At 71.7% G+C, this 17,056-nt stretch carries 14 protein-coding genes; 3 read left to right on the forward strand and 11 right to left on the reverse strand.

Annotated features, from left to right (window positions below; translation table 11 throughout):
* Positions 1–3: 3 nt before the first annotated feature.
* From ACFQ58_RS12615 to ACFQ58_RS12650, 8 genes are all read right to left on the reverse strand, one after another.
* Positions 4–2,019, reverse strand: a complete 2,016-nt coding sequence (locus tag ACFQ58_RS12615) for a DUF6541 family protein (protein WP_376951467.1) — start codon at positions 2,017–2,019, stop codon at positions 4–6.
* A gap of 19 nt (positions 2,020–2,038) precedes the next feature.
* Positions 2,039–3,226, reverse strand: a complete 1,188-nt coding sequence (glf, locus tag ACFQ58_RS12620) for a UDP-galactopyranose mutase (protein ID WP_376951468.1) — start codon at positions 3,224–3,226, stop codon at positions 2,039–2,041.
* 86 nt (positions 3,227–3,312) lie between these two features.
* Positions 3,313–4,362 (reverse strand): glycosyltransferase, encoded by a 1,050-nt coding sequence (locus ACFQ58_RS12625; RefSeq protein ID WP_376951469.1) that lies wholly within the window; start codon positions 4,360–4,362, stop codon positions 3,313–3,315.
* A 125-nt stretch (positions 4,363–4,487) separates the two neighbouring features.
* Positions 4,488–5,480, reverse strand: coding sequence for a Gfo/Idh/MocA family protein (locus ACFQ58_RS12630; RefSeq protein ID WP_376951470.1), 993 nt, complete (start codon positions 5,478–5,480; stop codon positions 4,488–4,490).
* On the reverse strand, positions 5,480–6,568 hold the full coding sequence (locus tag ACFQ58_RS12635; protein WP_376951471.1) for a DegT/DnrJ/EryC1/StrS family aminotransferase: 1,089 nt from the start codon (positions 6,566–6,568) through the stop codon (positions 5,480–5,482). Before ACFQ58_RS12635 ends, ACFQ58_RS12630 begins: the two co-directional genes overlap by 1 nt.
* Positions 6,565–7,155, reverse strand: a complete 591-nt coding sequence (locus ACFQ58_RS12640; RefSeq protein ID WP_376951472.1) for an acyltransferase — start codon at positions 7,153–7,155, stop codon at positions 6,565–6,567. Before ACFQ58_RS12640 ends, ACFQ58_RS12635 begins: the two co-directional genes overlap by 4 nt.
* 49 nt (positions 7,156–7,204) lie before the next feature.
* Positions 7,205–7,591, reverse strand: coding sequence for a DUF2304 domain-containing protein (locus ACFQ58_RS12645; RefSeq protein WP_376951473.1), 387 nt, complete (start codon positions 7,589–7,591; stop codon positions 7,205–7,207).
* Positions 7,588–8,325: a glycosyltransferase family 2 protein gene (locus tag ACFQ58_RS12650; protein WP_376951474.1), complete on the reverse strand. Its 738-nt coding sequence runs from the start codon at positions 8,323–8,325 to the stop codon at positions 7,588–7,590. Before ACFQ58_RS12650 ends, ACFQ58_RS12645 begins: the two co-directional genes overlap by 4 nt.
* A 129-nt stretch (positions 8,326–8,454) precedes the next feature.
* On the opposite strand from ACFQ58_RS12650, the gene ACFQ58_RS12655 reads away from it, so the two are divergent.
* Positions 8,455–10,233 (forward strand): ABC transporter ATP-binding protein, encoded by a 1,779-nt coding sequence (locus ACFQ58_RS12655; RefSeq protein WP_376951475.1) that lies wholly within the window; start codon positions 8,455–8,457, stop codon positions 10,231–10,233.
* Entirely contained in the window at positions 10,233–11,417 is a 1,185-nt protein-coding gene (locus ACFQ58_RS12660) for a hypothetical protein (protein WP_376951476.1), read from the forward strand. Before ACFQ58_RS12655 ends, ACFQ58_RS12660 begins: the two co-directional genes overlap by 1 nt.
* 4 nt (positions 11,418–11,421) lie before the next feature.
* Here the strand turns inward: ACFQ58_RS12660 and ACFQ58_RS12665 are convergent, their stop codons facing one another.
* Positions 11,422–12,621: an acyltransferase family protein gene (locus ACFQ58_RS12665; RefSeq protein ID WP_376951477.1), complete on the reverse strand. Its 1,200-nt coding sequence runs from the start codon at positions 12,619–12,621 to the stop codon at positions 11,422–11,424.
* 51 nt (positions 12,622–12,672) lie between these two features.
* On the opposite strand from ACFQ58_RS12665, the gene ACFQ58_RS12670 reads away from it, so the two are divergent.
* Positions 12,673–13,752 carry a glycosyltransferase family 2 protein gene (locus ACFQ58_RS12670; RefSeq protein ID WP_376951478.1) on the forward strand — a complete coding sequence of 360 codons (1,080 nt, stop codon included), beginning with the start codon at positions 12,673–12,675 and terminating at the stop codon, positions 13,750–13,752.
* Between the two features lie 22 nt (positions 13,753–13,774).
* On the opposite strand, the gene ACFQ58_RS12675 is transcribed toward ACFQ58_RS12670, so the two are convergent.
* Both ACFQ58_RS12675 and ACFQ58_RS12680 read right to left on the reverse strand, forming a co-directional pair.
* Positions 13,775–15,694 (reverse strand): glycosyltransferase, encoded by a 1,920-nt coding sequence (locus ACFQ58_RS12675; protein ID WP_376951479.1) that lies wholly within the window; start codon positions 15,692–15,694, stop codon positions 13,775–13,777.
* A 45-nt stretch (positions 15,695–15,739) separates the two neighbouring features.
* Positions 15,740–16,969 (reverse strand): lipopolysaccharide biosynthesis protein, encoded by a 1,230-nt coding sequence (locus ACFQ58_RS12680; RefSeq protein WP_376951480.1) that lies wholly within the window; start codon positions 16,967–16,969, stop codon positions 15,740–15,742.
* Between the last annotated feature and the right edge of the window lie 87 nt (positions 16,970–17,056).

Below are 17,056 nucleotides of genomic sequence, written 5' to 3' on the forward strand. Positions count from 1 at the left end.
GCCTCAGCAGCCCGTCACCTCGTACAGTCTGGCGTCGCCGCGCTCGGCCACGAGGGTCAGGCCCTCGGGGTCGCGCGGCAGGTCGGTGAGTCCGGGGTACAGCTCGGCTCGGGCATCGCCCAGGAACAGCATGCGGCCGTCCGAGTCGATCACGTGGGTGACGCCGAGTTCCTGCGCGGCGTGGCACGCGGCCGGATCGGCGTCGGCGAGCCCGCGGGCCACGGCCCAGTGGGCCTCGGTGTATCGTCCGCCGACGTGCGGGAACAGGACCTCCCGACCCGTGAACGCGTAGGCGAGCGCGCTGCCGTTCCACGGATTGCCCGCGATCACCGCATCCTCCGGAGTGAGGTCCGCGACATCCTCGAACAGGCGGAGCTCGTCGGGATTCACCGCCGGGCTGCGTTCGTCGATGCGGTACGCGGCCTCGAGGTCGGCACGTGTGCTCTGGATCGCGCCGAACTGGGTCGCGAGCACCGCGAGCACCGCGACGGCCGACGCCACGCCGGTCCGCACCGCCGGGGACGGCCGCCCGTCTCGTCGGGCGGCGAGCCGCTCGAGCCAAGCGCCGACCCACTCGAGCAGCAGCACGAGTCCGGCTGCGGCCAGGGGCACGGCGGTGATCGGCAGGAGCGCCGCGAGCCGGAAGGCGTCGTTGTACCAGAGGCCGGTGATCGCGGTGCGAAGCGGCCCCTCGGGCCAGCCGTTCGCGAACGCGAAGAGCAGTACGGTCAACAGGTACGACGCGACGAGCCAGACGGGCACCCGACGGCGGACGGCGGCCACGACGCCGAGCAGCACGAGCGCGGTGGCGGCGTAGCCGACCGAGAGGGCGAGGGGGCCGTTGACCAGCGCCTCCCGCACCGACACATAGAAGGGACGCGCCGCCGGCCAGATGTTGTCGCCCGTGCCGAAGCGCGACCAGAACACCGCCTCGACGACCAGGACCGCCGCCGCGCCACCGATGACGAGCAGGCGATGAACCGGTCGTCGGTGCTCGCGCACGCCGCGCACGGCCGCCGCGACCACCAGCGGGGCGGTGAGCACGAAGAGCGCGAACAGGGCGTTCGGGTGAGAGATCGTGGCAGCGCCGACCGCGACGACGGATGCCGCGGCCCAACCCACGGTCGACAGGCCGGCCCGGTCGGGAGCTTCGGCGTGCGGTGGATCGGACGACGCGCCATCCGGCTCGCCGCCGGCGGGCGTGCGCCGGACCACGACGCGGGCACCGCCACGCAGGAGGCCCACCACCGAGCCCAGCGCGACGGGGACGATCGCGAAGGCCAGCGCGTTCGGGTAGAGCACGCCGTACCACACGAGCAGGCTCGGGAACATCGCGAAGCCGGCGCTCAGCGCGCCGCCGAGTGCGACGGCGAGCGGGCGATCGCCGAAGACCATCCTGGTGAGGAACGCCGAGGCGACGGGCCAGGCGAACGCGGCGACCACCAGGGCGAGCGCGTTCGCCGCGACGACCGGCTCGGCACCGGAGACCTGCAGCACGAGGACGGCGATGCCGTGCCAGGTCAGCGGGTAGAAGGAGGGCGAGCCCGGGGTCGTCATCGTCATCCGGAACGGCGAGGCCTCGCCGCCGTCGGCGATCCAGCGGATGGCGTTCAGGTGGTAGAGCGCGTCGTACGTCTGCGACGGGTTGCGCGGCGACTCCATGCTCGGCAGCAGGAACGCGAGGATGAGCACGGCCGCGAACGCGACGCCGCCGAGTGCGGGCCAGAGGGTGCGCCATTCGGAGCGGCCGGTCTCCTGGCGTCGCCGGGCGAGGGGGCGGAGCGCGAGCCCGACGAGCCCGGCGAGCAGGGCGGCCGCGCCGACGGGCAGCAGGCTCCATTCGAGGCCGACGAAGGGGGCGAGGATCGATGCGCCCGCGACGACGGCGACCGAAGCCCCGATCGAGACGCCGAGGAAGGCGATTCCCCGCAGCCCGAGCGCGACCGAGAACGGCGCGCCGGGGACGATGAAGAGCGCGATCGCGACCGCGACCGCGGGTAGGGCCTCCAACCAGGTCATCGCTGCGGGCGTACCTCGGTCACGCCTCGCCGTCGCCCGACTCGAGCGGGGCGGACCCCTCGAGGAACGGACGCAGGCGGTTGTCGAACATGCTCAACGCGGAACCGATGGCCATGTGCATGTCGAGGTACTTGTACGTGCCGAGGCGTCCGCCGAACAGCACGTCGCGCTCCTGCTTCGCGAGCGTGCGGTACTTCAGGAGTCGCTCGCGGTCGGCGGCCGTGTTGACCGGGTAGTACGGCTCGTCGCCGTGCTCGGCGAAGCGCGAGTACTCGCGCATGATCACCGTGCGATCGGTCGGGTAGTCACGCTCGGGATGGAAGTGGCGGAACTCGTGGATGCGCGTGTACGGGACCTCGGCGTCGGCGTAGTTCATGACGCTCGTGCCCTGGAAGTCGCCGACCTCGAGCACTTCCTCCTCGAAATCGAGCGTGCGCCATTGCAGCGCCCCCTCGGCGTAGTCGAAGTAGCGGTCGACGGGACCGGTGTAGACGACGGGCACCCGACCGACGGCGTTGCCCTTCGAGAAGGGCTGGGACTCGTCGAAGAAGTCGGTGTCGAGGTGCACGTCGATGTTCGGGTGGTCGGCCATGCGCTCGAGCCACGCGGTGTAGCCGTCGGTGGGCAGGCCCTCGTACGTGTCGTTGAAGTAGCGGTTGTCGTACGTGTAGCGGACGGGCAGGCGCGAGATGATCTCGGCGGGCAGGTCGCTCGGGTCGGTCTGCCACTGCTTCGCGGTGTAGTGCTTGATGAACGCCTCGTAGAGCGGCCGGCCGATGAGCTGGATGCCCTTGTCGTTCAGGTTCTGCGGGTCGGTTCCCGCGAGCTCGCCCGCCTGCTCGCGGACGAGTTCGCGTGCGGCGCCCGGCCCGTGCGCCGAGCGGAAGAACTGGTTGATCGTGCCGAGGTTGATCGGCATCGGGAAGACCTCACCGCCGTGTTGCGTATAGACGCGGTGCACGTAGTCGGTGAAGGTGGTGAACCGGTTGACGTACTCCCACACGCGCTCGTTCGAGGTGTGGAACAGGTGCGCGCCGTAGCGGTGCACCTCGATGCCGGTCTGCGCCTCGTCCTCGCTGTAGGCGTTGCCGCCGATGTGGGGTCGCCGGTCGATGACGGTGACGCGGAGGCCGAGTTCGCGGGCCGCGTGGTCGGCGATGGTGAGGCCGAAGAAGCCGGATCCGACGACGAGCAGGTCAGTGTTCACGGGGTGGGGGTTCCTCTCGGGACGACGCTCAAGCGTACTCGACGCCGCATCCGCACTCGCCGAGTGCCGCCGACGGATGCCATCGGTCAGCGGATCGAGGCCAGGACGGCGTCCGCTGCACTCGTGCCCACCGCGTCGAGCGACGCGTTGGCCTGGACCCACGCCGCGCGAGCGGCGCGACCGTCGTCGGTGCCGCCTGAGCGGAACGCGTCGATCGCACGCGCCATGGCGTCGGCCGCGGCGGCGGTCGTGAAGTCCACCGCCTCCCCGAGGTCGTGGTCGCGGACCAGCGCCGCGCCGCTGCCGGTCCCCGCGAAGATGACGGGGGCCCCGCAGGCCGCAGCCGCGTAGGTCTTCGTCGGCCGCGCGAAGTCGTAGCCGATGCCGGGCACGATGCTCACGAGCGCGGCGGCCGCGCCGCGGATCCACTCGGCCGCTTCGGCCGGCGGCACGACGCCGCCGAGCACGATGCGATCGTCGCCCACGCGCGCCGCCTCGGCGCGGATGGCCGGCTCGGACGCGCCTTGTCCGAAGTACCGGAGGCGGGCGTCGGGATGGCGCTCGAGCACGGCGGGCATGGCCTTCGCGAACAGCTCCGCGCCCTGCCACTCCGACATGGTGCCCGTGTACACGAGGTAGGGTGCGCCGTCGTCCTTGGCGGGTCCGTCCGGCGCGAACATCGCGGTGTCCACGCCGTTGCCGACCGTCGTCACCCGCTCGCGGCGCGCGCCGAGCTCGACCAGCCGGTCGGTGACCTCGTCGGAGATCGAGAGCACGCTCGCGGCGCGGCGGAGCACCGCGCTCTCGATCGCGCGCATGAGGCGGACGACGAGACGCGGAGCGCCCATCGAGATCACGCCGTCCGTCCACACGTCGGCCGCGTAGTAGGCGAAGGGCTTGCGGCGCAGCGCGCTGACGACCCAGACGACCATGCCCGTCGTGGGCGGTGCCTCGGCGACGGCGAGGTCGTACCGGGCGAAGAGCAGGCGGAAGGCGAGCGGGATGTCGAAGCTCAGGTACTGGACGTAGCCGCGCACGTTCCCGCCTCGGTCCCGCAGCACGGGGAATCGGGACACCTCGATGCCCGACTCGGCGACATCGGTCGCGGGTGCCGTCTTCGGCGGGGTCGTGGTCACTACGCGCACACGGCACCCTCGGCGGACGAAGCCCCGCGCGAGGGCGCGCAGGCGAAACGCGCCGGCGCTCACCTCGGGCGCGAACAGGCGCGAGGCGATGAGGATTCGGGGGGCGCCCGCCATCGCTACGCGGTGAGCGACTGCGACTGGCCCGTGCGGGCGGAGTCGACGACGGCCTCGGCGACGCGCAGCGTCGCGAGTCCCTCGCGCATCGTGACCGTGTTCGCCGAGGCCCCGAGGATCGCGTCCCGGAACGCCTCGTGCTCGGAGCGCAGCGGCTCGCGCTTGGCGAGCGCATAGCGGGTCATCGAACCCTCGGAGACGCCGCGGAACGCCGCGACCGACTCCCACTCGGTGGTCTGCGTGCCGTTCTCGAAGAAAGTGAGGTCGGCGCTCACCGTGTCGGCGACGAAGGCGCCGCGCTCACCGGTGACCACCGTGATGCGCTCCTTCATGGGCGAGAGCCAGTTGACGAGGTGATTCGTGATCGCACCACTCTCGAGCTGACCGGTCGCGGACACCATGTCCTCATGGGGACGGCCGCTGCGGGTCGTCGTGCGTGCCGCGATGCTCGTGTAGCGCGACTGCGCGAGCCAGGCCGTGAGGTCGATGTCGTGCGTTCCGAGGTCCTTCACGACCCCGACGTCGGCGATGCGAGCCGGAAAGGGACCCTGACGGCGCGTCGCGATCTGGTAGAGGTCGCCGAGCTCACCCTCCTCGAGGCGGCGACGGAGGTCCTGCAGCGCCGGGTTGTAGCGCTCGATGTGCCCCACGGCGCCGACGAGGCCGGCCTTCTCGAAGGCCGAGGCGACCCGCTCGCCCGCGGCGCTGTCGCTCGCGATGGGCTTCTCGACGAGCGTGTGCACGCCGGCTTGCGCGAGTTCGAGCGCGACGGCCTCGTGGTAGCCGGTCGGCACCGCGACCACGGCGGCATCGATGCCCTGCTCGATCAGGGCGGCGACCGACTCGAGCACCGGGAGCCCGCCCGCGACGCCGTGCGGGTCGCCCTGCGCGTCGGCCACGGCGACCAGGCGGACGCCCTCGACCTCGCGCGTGACGCGCACGTGGTGTCGGCCCATCATGCCCAGGCCGATGACGCCGATCCGCAGTTCCGCCATCACGCACCCGCCTTCGCGAGCTCGTTCACGGCCGTGACGATGCGCTCGAGGTCGGCCTCGGCGAGCGAGGGGTGGACCGGCAGCGAGAGCACCTCGCGGGCGGCGCGCTCGGTCTCGGGCAGGTCGAGTTCGAGGCCGAACGAGGGGAGCCGGTGGTTGGGGATCGGGTAGTACACGCCCGAACCGATCTGGTACTGCTCGCGGAGCGCCACGGCGAAGCCGTCACGGTCCTCCGGAACGCGGATCGTGTACTGGTGGTAGACGTGCTCGGCGCCGGCGGCGACTTGCGGCGTCACGACGCCCTCGAGGTTCGCGTCGAGGAACGCCGCATTGCGCCGGCGCGTCTCGGTCCAGCCGAGCACCTTCGTCAGCTGCACGCGGCCGATGGCGGCGTGGATGTTCGTCATGCGCGCATTGAAGCCGACGACCTCGTTCTCGTACTGCTTCTCCATGCCCTGGTTGCGCAGGAGTCGCAGCATCCGCTCGACGTCGGCCTCGCCGGTCGACACCATGCCGCCCTCACCGCTCGTCATGTTCTTCGTCGGGTAGAGGCTGAACATCGCGAAGCGGCCGAAGGTGCCGACCTTGCGGCCGTCGAGGCTCGCGCCGTGCGCCTGCGCGGCGTCCTCGAAGAGGGCCAGGCCGTGCTCGGCCGCGAGCTCTTCGAACGCCGTCATGTTCGCCGGGTGGCCGTACAGGTGCACGGGCATGATGCCGACCGTACGTCCGGTGATGCGGGATGCGACATCGGCCGGGTCGAGGTTGAAGTGGTTCGGCTCGATGTCCGCGAAGACCGGCGTCGCGCCCGTCAGCGCGACCGAGTTGGCGGTCGCGGCGAACGTGAACGACGGCACGATCACCTCGTCGCCCGGGCCGATGCCCGACGCGAGGAGGCCGAGGTGCTGGCCGGCGGTGCCGGAGTTCACCGCGACGACGGCGCGGCCGTCGAGCAGCACCTCGGAGAACTCCTGCTCGAACGTGGCGACCTCGGCGCCCTGCGCCAGCATGCCCGAGGCGAGCACCGCGTCGACCGCGGCGCGCTCCTCCTCGCCGACGATCGGCTTGGCGGCCGGGATGAACTCGCTCATGACTGCTCCTCCCGCAGGATCCCTGCGTCTTCGATGTACCGTTCGCCCGTCTCGGGGCACACCCACGCGTCGCCGTCCTGATCGAGCGGCACGCCGGCCTTGCCGACCCAGCGGACGCGCCGGGCGGGGACGCCGGCGACGAGCGCGAAGTCGGGCACGTCCTTGGTGACCACCGCACCGGCGGCGACCGTCGCCCACCGGCCGATGGTGACCGGCGCCACGCACACCGCGCGAGCCCCGATCGAGGCGCCGTCGCGGATGGTCACGCCGACCGGCGTCCAGTCGTGGGCGCTCTTCAGCGACCCGTCGGGGGCCACCGCGCGCGGGTAGGTGTCATTGGTCAGCACGACCGCGGGACCGATGAAGACGCCCTGGCCGAGCTCGGCCGGCTCGTAGACCAGCGCGTAGTTCTGCACCTTGCAGTTGTCGCCCATGACGACGCCGCTGCCGATGTAGGCACCGCGGCCGACGATGCAGTTCTCGCCGAGGCGAGCGCCTTCGCGCACCTGGGCGAGGTGCCAGACCTTGCTTCCCTCGCCGATGGTCGCGTCGTCGGCGACGTCGGCGCTCGCAGCGATCGTTGTCACGGTCGTGTCCTTTCCGGCCGCGTGCCCGCGTGGGGGCGTGCGGCGGCGATCAGTCGGGGGAGTCCGTCTCGGCGTCGTCGGGTCGCGACGCGCCGTCGAGGCGCTCCAACTTTACCCGTTGCAGCGCGACCTCCTCGGCGAGGGTCCTCGTGCGGTCCTCCAGGTCGGTGAGCTCACCGGCGTGCTGGAGGCTGACGAGGAACAGGATGACGATGCTGACGAAGAAGACGAGGTTGGTCGGGACCTCGACGCTCAGCATGTCGGCAGCCCAGGTCAGCGTCGATGGGAAGATGCCGACGACGAGCGCGCCGAGCGCCGCGATGAACCACCAGACCGCGTGCCGCTCGCGGAGACGACGGCGACGCAGCAGCTCCACCACCGCAGCGAATGCGATGACCGACGCGACCACTCCCAGCAGGTAGGTGCCCGTGCTCATCGGCTGCCTCCGCTCTCGGGGATGATCACACGCGGTCGCAGCAGCGCGAACCCGAGCGCCACGAACGCGCGGACGAGGTACACGGCGGCCTTGACGGGCCGGTGCGAGGGCTCGCCGCCCTGACGAGGCCGCATCGCGACGGGGACCTGCCGAATGCGCAGGCCCGCCCTCGCGGCGATGACCAGGGCTTCGACCGTGTCGCCGAGGTACTCGGCCGGGTAGTGCTGGGCGAACAGCGCGATCGCCCTCGGTCCGTTGGCCTTGAAGCCGCTCGTGGTGTCGGTCAGTCGCGTGCGGCTGATCCCGCTGATCACGCGCGACAGCACGAGCATCGCCCAGCGGCGCGGCCCCCGCGTCGAGTACGAGCCCTTGCCGGCGAACCGTGCGCCGATCGCGATGTCGGCCTCGTCGAGGGCCGCGATGAGCTCGGGAACCTCGGCAGGATCGTGCTGGCCGTCGGCGTCGAGCTGGACGACCGTGCGGTAGCCCTCGTCCTCGGCGTACCGGAAGCCCGCCCGCATCGCCCCGCCGACGCCCAGGTTGAACGGCAGCTGCAGCACGGTGGCGCCCGCAGCGCGCGCGCGATCGGCCGTGGCATCAGTCGACCCGTCGTCGACCACCAGGCAGGGAACCCCCGGCATCGCGAGCTGGATCTCGTGCAGGACCGGTCCGACCGAGGCCTCCTCGTTGAACGCGGGCAGCACGATGAGCGTGCCCTGAGGCCTCGGAAGCATGGAAGGGATCGTACCAGTGACGTCGCGGGAGACTCCGGAGCGCGGCACTGGCCCGCCGGGACTCAGTCGCCTCGCATCGGCGATGTGGGAGGATGACCCCCGCGACACGTGAGAGGAGAATCTGGTTCCGTGAAGCTCATCTGGCGGACCTTGCGCCGCCTGCTGCCCATCCTGCCGCCCGAGGAACGCGCATTCCTGTGGTGGTTCGTGGTGCTCTCCAGCGCGCTCGCCCTCATCGACATCGTGGCACTCGGCATCCTGGCGCTCGCGCTCGGGTCGATGGTCCAGTACGCGCCGATCCCGTTCCCGATCATCGGCGAGGTCGGCACCGACGGCTACGTCTGGGTCCTCCTCGTTGTGTCGCTGCTGATCATCCTCAAGTCGGGCCTGAACGTCCTCCTGCAGTGGTTCGCGACCCGCAAGTTCGCCGAGTACGAGCTCACCGTGGGCGACCGGCTCTTCGACGCCTACATCCGCGCACCGTGGGTGGAGCGCATCACGCGCAGCACGTCGCAGCTCGTGCGCCTCGTCGACGTCGGGGTCGCGACGACCACGACGGGGTTCCTCCTCCCGGTCATCACGCTCCCGTCGCTCCTCACGACGTTCGTGGCCGTCTTCGTCGTCGTGCTGGTCGCGGCGCCGCTGACCGCGTTCATCACCCTCGTCTACCTCGGCCTGATCGCCCTGCTGCTCTACCGCTGGGTCGGGCGCCGCGCCGTGCAGGCCGGTCGCGTCAACCGCGACTACTCGATCCGCGCCGCCTCGATCATGACCGACATGGTCAACGCCCTGAAGGAGATCACGCTGCGGAACAAGGCGGCCGAGGTCGCCGCGAACGTCCACCGTCACCGGATCTCGTCGACGCGCGCCCGCGCGAACCTCTACTTCCTCGGCGCCGTGCCGAAGTTCGTGCTCGACGGCGCGCTCGTCGGCGGGTTCGTGATCGTCGGCGGGGCGGCCTACCTCATCGGCGGCCTGCCCGAGGCGATCGCGGCGGTTGCGCTGTTCGGCGTCGCCGGGTTCCGCATCGTGCCGTCGATCATCTCGTTCCAGGGCCTGCTCACGAACGCCCAGGCGAACGCCCCGCACGTCGAGATGGTCGTCGGCGACGTCGAGGACGCCCAGGAGCACCTGCGCCGGGCCGAGGAGATCGGCCACGAGCCGCTGCGCGGCGAGCCCCGGCGACTCGTGCTGCACGATGTGTCGTTCAGCTACCCCGAGTCCGACCGTCCGGCCGTCGACGGCATCGATCTCGATATCCCGATGGGTTCGACCGTCGGCCTGGTGGGGCCGTCCGGTGCGGGCAAGTCCACCATCGTCGACATCCTGCTCGGCCTCATCTCGCCGTCGCAGGGCAGTATCGAGGTCGACGGGATGCCGCTCGAGCGCGTGCTCGCGGCCTGGCGCGACCGGGTCGGCTACGTGCCCCAGCAGGTCGCACTGTTCAACGGCTCCGTCGCCCAGAACGTCGCCCTGTCCTGGGAGGGCGAGATCGACTACGACCGCGTCCGTCGCGCGCTGGAGCGGGCGCAGCTGTGGCCCGCCATCGAGGCGCGGCCCGGCGGCATGGACTCGCTCATCGGCGACGCCGGCATCTCCCTGTCGGGCGGGCAGCGCCAGCGGCTCGGCATCGCTCGCGCGCTCTACAGCGAGCCGCTCGTCCTCGTGCTCGACGAGGCGACCAGCGCCCTCGACACGAAGACCGAGGCGGATGTCTCGCGGGCCATCCGCGACCTCCAGGGCAAGGTGACCGTGGTGTCGGTGGCCCATCGCCTCTCGACGGTGCGCGACAACGACCTGCTGTGCTACCTCAACGACGGCCGGATCGTCGCGCAGGGCACGTTCGCCGAGCTCGTCGACCGCGTGCCCGACTTCCGGGTCCAGGCGGCGCTCGCCGGGCTCGCCTGATGCTGCCCTCGGGGCTCCAGGCGCTCGGCATCCGCACGCTGAGGCACGTGCCCGATCGACTGCTCTCGGTCGGATTGCCGGGTCGATTGCGGTTCGACCCGTGGTCGGTTCCGACCCCGGAACCGCGCACGGATGCGCCGGTCCGCGTGTTCGTCGGACCGGTGAACTTCGCCGGCCAGGGGTGGCAGTGGGCTCGGGCGCTGGAGCGCAACCTGCCCGGCGTCTCGGCGGTCTCGATGGCCTACTCGGCGACGTCCGGCTACGGCTTCCCGATCGACATCGAGGTGCCCGCGTCGGTCTACCTGCTCTCGGGATCCTGGCAGCGGCGCCATCGCGCCGCGGTGAGCTCCCGATTCACGCACGTCATCCTCGAGGCGGGCCGGCACCTCTTCGGCCAGGCCTACGACGAGCGCGTGCTCGACGAGATCCGGGACCTGCAGGCCGCGGGAGTCGGAGTGGCCATGCTCACCCACGGCAGCGACATGCGCAGCCCCGTGCGGCACATCGCCGCGCACCCCGACTCGCCCTACCGCGAGTGGTCGCTCTCGCCCGTGCTCGAGGCCGAGGCGGAACGGAACCGTGCGCTCCTCGACGAGGCGCGCGTCCCGATCTTCGCGTCCACGCCGGGCATGTTGGCCGACGTCCCGGAGGCCGTCTGGCTCCCGGTGGTGGTGGACGTGGAGCGTTGGGCGGGCGGCCCCACGCCGCTCGAGCGCGCCCGGCCGGTGGTCGTCCATCTGCCGAGCAAGGCGGTCGTCAAGGGGTCCGACCTCATCGAGCCCTCGGTGCGCGAGTTGCACGACGAGGGACTCATCGAGTACCGCCGGGTCGAGGGCGTGCCCTCGGCCGAGGTGCCGGGCATCTTCCGCGACGCCGACATCGTGCTCGACCAGTTCCGCCTCGGCGACTACGGCGTCGCCGCGTGCGAGGCCATGGCCTCCGGCCGCGTCGTCGTGGGCAATGTCGACGCGTCGGTCCGCGAGGTCGTGCGGACGACGTACGGACGCGACCTGCCCATCGTCGAATCGTCCGCGTCCGAGGTCGCCGGTGTCATCCGCGCGATCGTCGCCGATCCGGGCCGGTTCCGCGGCGTCGCGTCGGACGGTGCGGCGTTCGCGCGCGAGGTGCACGACGGACGCGCCTCGGCACGCGCCTCCGCGTCGTTCCTCGGCGTGGACGCCTGAGCGGTCAGCTCTCGACGAGCGCGGGAGCGGATGCCGCCGTCCGCGCTTCCGCGCGGCGCGCCGCGCGGGCGTCCCACCACGCGCGAAGGCGGCGCTCGAACGGCTTCTCGACGAGGTGGTGCAACGCTGCCGCGGCGGCGAGGGAGCCCACGAGCAGCAGCGCGTACCAGCCCAGGTTGACCCACGACGGCGCGAACGGTCCGATGAAGGCCAGCACCGCGTAGATCACCGTCGCGTGCACGAGGTAGAACGCGTAGGACCACTCGCCGAGGCGGACCAGCACGCGGGAGCGCAGGACTGAGAACCGTCCGAGGACGTCTCGCCAGGCGACCGCGGCGATCGTGAGCGCGCAGAGCATGATGATCCACTCGTTCGACGTGGCCAGGAACCACGCCGCGGGGTTCCCCGGCTCGGCGATGCGCGGCGCGAGCACGATGGCGAGGATCAGCCCGGCTCCGCCGAGGTAGCACGCGATGGGCGGGATGCGGACGGCCCATCCGGCGATCATGGCCTGCGCGATGCCGATGCCGATGACGAACTCCGAGAGACGCACGACCGGGAGCGGCAGGGCGGCGAGCCAGGATCCGGGCATGAGCACCACGGCGATGCGGTAGGCGAGCGCCAGCGCGAACACGCCGACCGTCGCGATGAGCGCGCCGCGGACGCGGAGCGACACGAACGCGCGGTGCAGTGCCGGATGCAGAGCGTAGAAGAACGCCTCGCACGTCAGCGTCCACGCGGCCGGGTTGCCCGAGAACAGCACGACCGGATCGCGCGACCAGCCCTGCAGCAGCACGACCGAGAGCAGCAGGATGCCGATGTCGAACGGCTTGACCCACCAGTCGGCGGGATCCGGGGCGAAGCTGTAGAACACGGGGATCGCGAGCAGCAGCGCCACGAGGTGCGAGGGGTAGATCCGCGCGAAGCGCCGCCACCAGAACGTGGTCGCGGGCGTTCCGGGACGAGCCGACCACGTGAGAACGAAGCCTGAGAGCACGAAGAAGAACGTGACGCCGTAGGCGCCGTAGCGCAGCACGCCCTCGATCGGCAGCGGCGCGAGGTTGGACATGTGGTGCAGGAACACGGCGAACGCCGCCCACCAGCGCAGGCCGGTCAGGGAGTCGAGCCGCGGCCGCCGGACCGCGGGGTCGCTGAAGCGCGCCGCGGGAACCGCGGCGCGCTCGTCGATTGCGGGGGTCGCCACGGAAGGGCAGTCTAGACGGTGCTGGCCGTGAATCCTGCTAGCGTCGCCTCTGTGCCGGAATACGACGTCGACCTCGTGATCGCCGTCCACGATCCGAAGCGGCAGATCGAGCGAGCCGTCGGCTCGGCGTTGAGCGGCACTCGCAGCCCGATCCGAGTCACGGTGGTCTCCCACAACACCGACGCCATGGCCGTGCGGGCGCGCCTCGCGGCGTTCGCGGATGACGCGCGCCTGCGGTTCCTCGACCTCACGGACGGCATCCGGAGTCCATCCGGCCCGTTCAACCTCGGACTCGAGGCGGCGACCGCCGAGTTCGTCTCGATCATGGGGTCCGACGACGAGCTCGAGCCCGGCGCGATCGATTCGTGGCTCGCGCTCGCCCGGCGCAGCCGAGCCGAGCTCGTGCTGCCGAGCCTGCGCATCGCGGGCGGACCCCGCGTGCCGACGCCGCCCGCGCGGCCGCTGCGGCGCACCGGGCTCGACGGCGTGCGCGACCGGCTCGCCTACCGCAGTGCGCCCCTCGGTCTCGTGTCCCGGGCGCGATTCGGCGCGATGCGGTTCCCCGCGGGGTTCGCCGCGGGTGAGGACATCGAGTACGTGACCGCGCTCTGGTACTCCGGCGCACGCATCGCGTTCGATCGGCGTGGTCCGGCCTACCTCATCCACTCGGATGCGCCGAGCCGCGCGTCCACGTCCGTCCGGCCGCTCGCGACCGACGCCGCGATCCTCGACAGTCTCTTCACGTCGCCACAGTTCCGTGCGCTGGGCCCGCGCGAACGGGACTCGGTGGTCGTCAAGCTCTACCGCGTGAACGTGCTCGGCTGGGTCGCGAACCGACCCCTCGAGTCGCAGTGGCGCGACGAGGACCGGCAGGAGCTCGTCACCGCGATCGAACGGTGCCGCCGCGCCGCGCCGAGGGCCGAGCGGTTGCTGTCGCGGCTCGACCGACAGGTGATCGAACTCGCCTGCATGCCCGGCGCCTCGACCCGGGCGCTCCTCGATGCGGCGTCGGCTCGTCGCTCGCGCGCCCGCCCGGGCGCCCTGCTGCCGCGACGGCTGCGCGACGCGATCCGCAGCGAGGCGCCGTTGCGGTTCACGATCGCGTCGGCGCTGGTCCGCTTCGGCGCCTGATGCGCCTCTCGCTGAGTACCGCTCAGCGCTCGAACGTGCGGCGCCACGCCTCGGGCGAGGTGATCTCGGGCAGGGCCTCGCGGTACTGCTTCGACAGTTCGGGCCAGCGACGCTTCAGCTCGCGGTGCAGGCGCCGGCTCTGCCGGACCAGGCGGCGGAACGTGCGCGGGTCGCGCGTGTAGCGCACCTTGCCCGTGCCGTCGGCGGTCGAGACGAGTGCGCTGTCGTAGACGGGCAGTCGGAACCACGTCGCATCGCGCTTGGCGAGCTCGACCTGGGGCGCGGCGACGTTCCGCTGGCTCGGTTTCGTGAACCACTGGCGCGCCGTCATCCGGGCGGTGAAGAGCACCAGCGGGATGCCGCGCGGTCCCTTGCCGGGCTTGCCGTCGGGTCCGAGCGGGAAGACCTTCTTGCCGTCGACCGTCGCCGGGACCTCCTCGTCGGTCTTCAGCACCGTCTTCTCGGGGTACCGCTTCGCCTCGGCGCGGAGGTCGCCGAGGATCGAGCCGAGCTCGGCCTGCATGTGGTCGGGACCGCGCAGGATGTCCTTCAGCGCGCGGTGCCGCAGCGTGACGGGGTAGTACTGCATCGACAGCAGGTGGCGGAGATCCCACCGCCAGCTGTCTTCGGCGAGCTTGCCGCCGTCGTCGAACGGCGAGTGCAGCAGCGCCGCGACGAACCGGTTGCGCGCGTGGAAGTACGCCTGCCAGTCGATCGCGTCGTCCTTGTCGAGCCAGGACACGTGCCAGAGCGCGGCGCCCGGCAGGGTGACCGTGGGGAAGCCGTGCGCACGGGCGCGCAGGCAGTACTCCGCGTCATCCCACTTGATGAACGCCGGCAACGCGAGCCCGGCCGCGCGCAGTGCGGCGACGGGGATGAGGCAGAACCACCAGCCGTTGTAGTCCGCGTCCATGCGGGCGTGCATCCAGCGCGTCTGCCGGAGGTTGGAGAAGCGGAAGTCGTGCGGGACCTCGTCGTGCGGCTGCGCGTGCCACATGAATGGGTGCATGTCCATGGTCTCGGCGAACGCGTGCATCACGGGACGGTCGAGCAGGTCGAACATGTGGCCGCCCACGAGCACGGGCTGCGTGGCATAGCGCGCGAACCGCACCGCGCGCACGATGCTCTCGGGCTCGATGGTCACGTCGTCGTCGAGCAGGATCACGAACTCGCTCGCGCCCGCCTCGAGCGTCTCGAGCATCGACCGGGCGAAGCCGCCCGAACCGCCGAGGTTCGCCTGCTCGATGACTTCGAGCCGCTCGCCGAGCCGCTCCGCGAGCGCGGGGTACTCCTCGCGCTCGCGGACCAGCTGCGTGCCCTGGTCGACCACGTAGACGCGGTCGAGCACGTCGCCGACCGTTGCGTCGGTCGCGAGGGCGTCGAGGGTGCGCACGCAGTAGTCGGGCTTGTTCATGGTCGTGATGCCGATCGAGGCGCGGCCGTCGCGGACCGGTGCCACGTCGGTCTCCCACGCGGCATCGGAGAGCACCACGTCGCCGCGGCCCGCGACGATGTCGAACCAGTACCATCCGCCGTCGCCGAACGTGGTGACGGGCAGGTCGACGAGCGTGACCGCGGCGTCGCCCGAGAACGACTCGGAGGCCACCCGCTGCGGAACGCCCTGCGCGGTCGAGCGGTAGACGAGCAGCGTGCCCGAGCCGCTCGTCGTCGCGCGCAGGCGCACGCGATCGACGACGGTCCAGTGCTGCCAGTACGAGGCCGGGAACGCGTTGAAGTAGCCGGCGAACGACATGCGCTCGCCGGACGCTACGCGGAATCGGTCGCGGCCGAGGACGTCGTCGATGTGGGCGCGGTCGCTCACGCGCACCTCGCGCGTGCCGAAGCGGGCCCACACGTCGGCGTCGACGTAGAGCGGGAGGACGTCGGGGTCGCCGTCCTGCGGGAAGACGACGCGCTGCAGTTCGGTCCAGGTCGAGGTCACTGGTTTGCTCTCCGGGGAAGTCGATGGGCCGGCGACGGCCGGCCGCTACGAGCCTACCGCGACCGCCGGACGCAGTCTGGGCACGAGCTTCCAGAGCTGGACGCCGAGCACTGCGAGCTCGGCCGCCGCGAGGCCCCACGCGACGCCCGGTGCGCCGATGAGCAGCAGCAGGGGGATCATGAGCGCGGTGCCGACCACTGCGCCGGCGATCGTGCTCGTCGACAGCACGCGCGACATCCCGAGCGCCGTGAGGCACGCGAAGCCGGTGAGCTGCGACGCGAGGATGGCGGCGAGGTTCACGCCCATGGGGATCGCCAGGTCCCAGTCGATGGTCAGCTCGCCGCCCGAGAGGATGCCGCCGGCCCACGGCGACAGCAGGGCGTAGGCGAGTCCGCCGAGGGCACCGAGGAGCAGCGCGATCGCCGTCACGCGGCGCGCACGCGCCACGAGGACGTCGGGCTCGGGATGGGGGACCCAGCCCTGCGCGACCTGGACGACCGGCCTGGTCGCGTACAGCGCGAGTCGCACCATCCGCTCGGCCAGCGCGTACACGGCCGTCGCTGCCGGCACGAACAGCTCGACCAGCACGATCGGCACGTTGACGTACACCGACGACGTCGCCGACATCGCGACCGTGTGGCCCTGCCCCCGCAGGTTGCGCACCGCGCGGACCGGCGAGAGCGTCGGGTGCCAGCCGCGGTACCGGCGCAGGATGTCGACCGTGCAGATGAGCGCGGAGATCGCGACGCCCGCGAGCTGCAGGGCGGCGAACCACACCGCGTCGCGCGTGGCGATCACCGCCGCGGCGCCGGCCAGCGTGCCGATGAGGCGCGGTGCGGTGTCGAGCAGGAGGAACCTGATGGGACTGCGCTCGCCGACGTAGAACCATCCGGCGCCGAGGGCGACCAGGATGCCGCTGATGGTCGTGAGCGCGGCCAGCAGCGCCTGCTGCGGGGTGATGGCGATGGCCACCACGACGGCCACGGGCACCACGACAATGCTGAGCCACACGCGGCTGAGCACCGAGTCGGCGAAGTAGGAGCCGCGTTCCTCGACCGGACGCGACGCGACCTCGGTCGGGCCCACCACGCCCCAGCCGTACACCGCGAGCACGAACGCGAACCCCGCGACGGCCTGGGCCACCGCGATCGTCGCCCACGACTCGGTGCCGGCCGCGATGATGACGGCGGGGATGACGAGCAGGCTCACGATGCCGCTCAGCACGACCGAGAGGCCGTATCCGCCGAGTGCGCGCGCGATGACGCCCCTGCGCATGCGTCCTCCTCCGGGTCCGGGCAGCGCGCCCGTCGGCATGCGCTGATCCGCCTCATTCTGCCCCATGTCAGCAGGGCGGGAGCTCAC

Source organism: Agromyces sp. NPDC056523 (assembly GCF_042794545.1).
In the GTDB taxonomy this organism is placed as follows: domain Bacteria; phylum Actinomycetota; class Actinomycetes; order Actinomycetales; family Microbacteriaceae; genus Agromyces.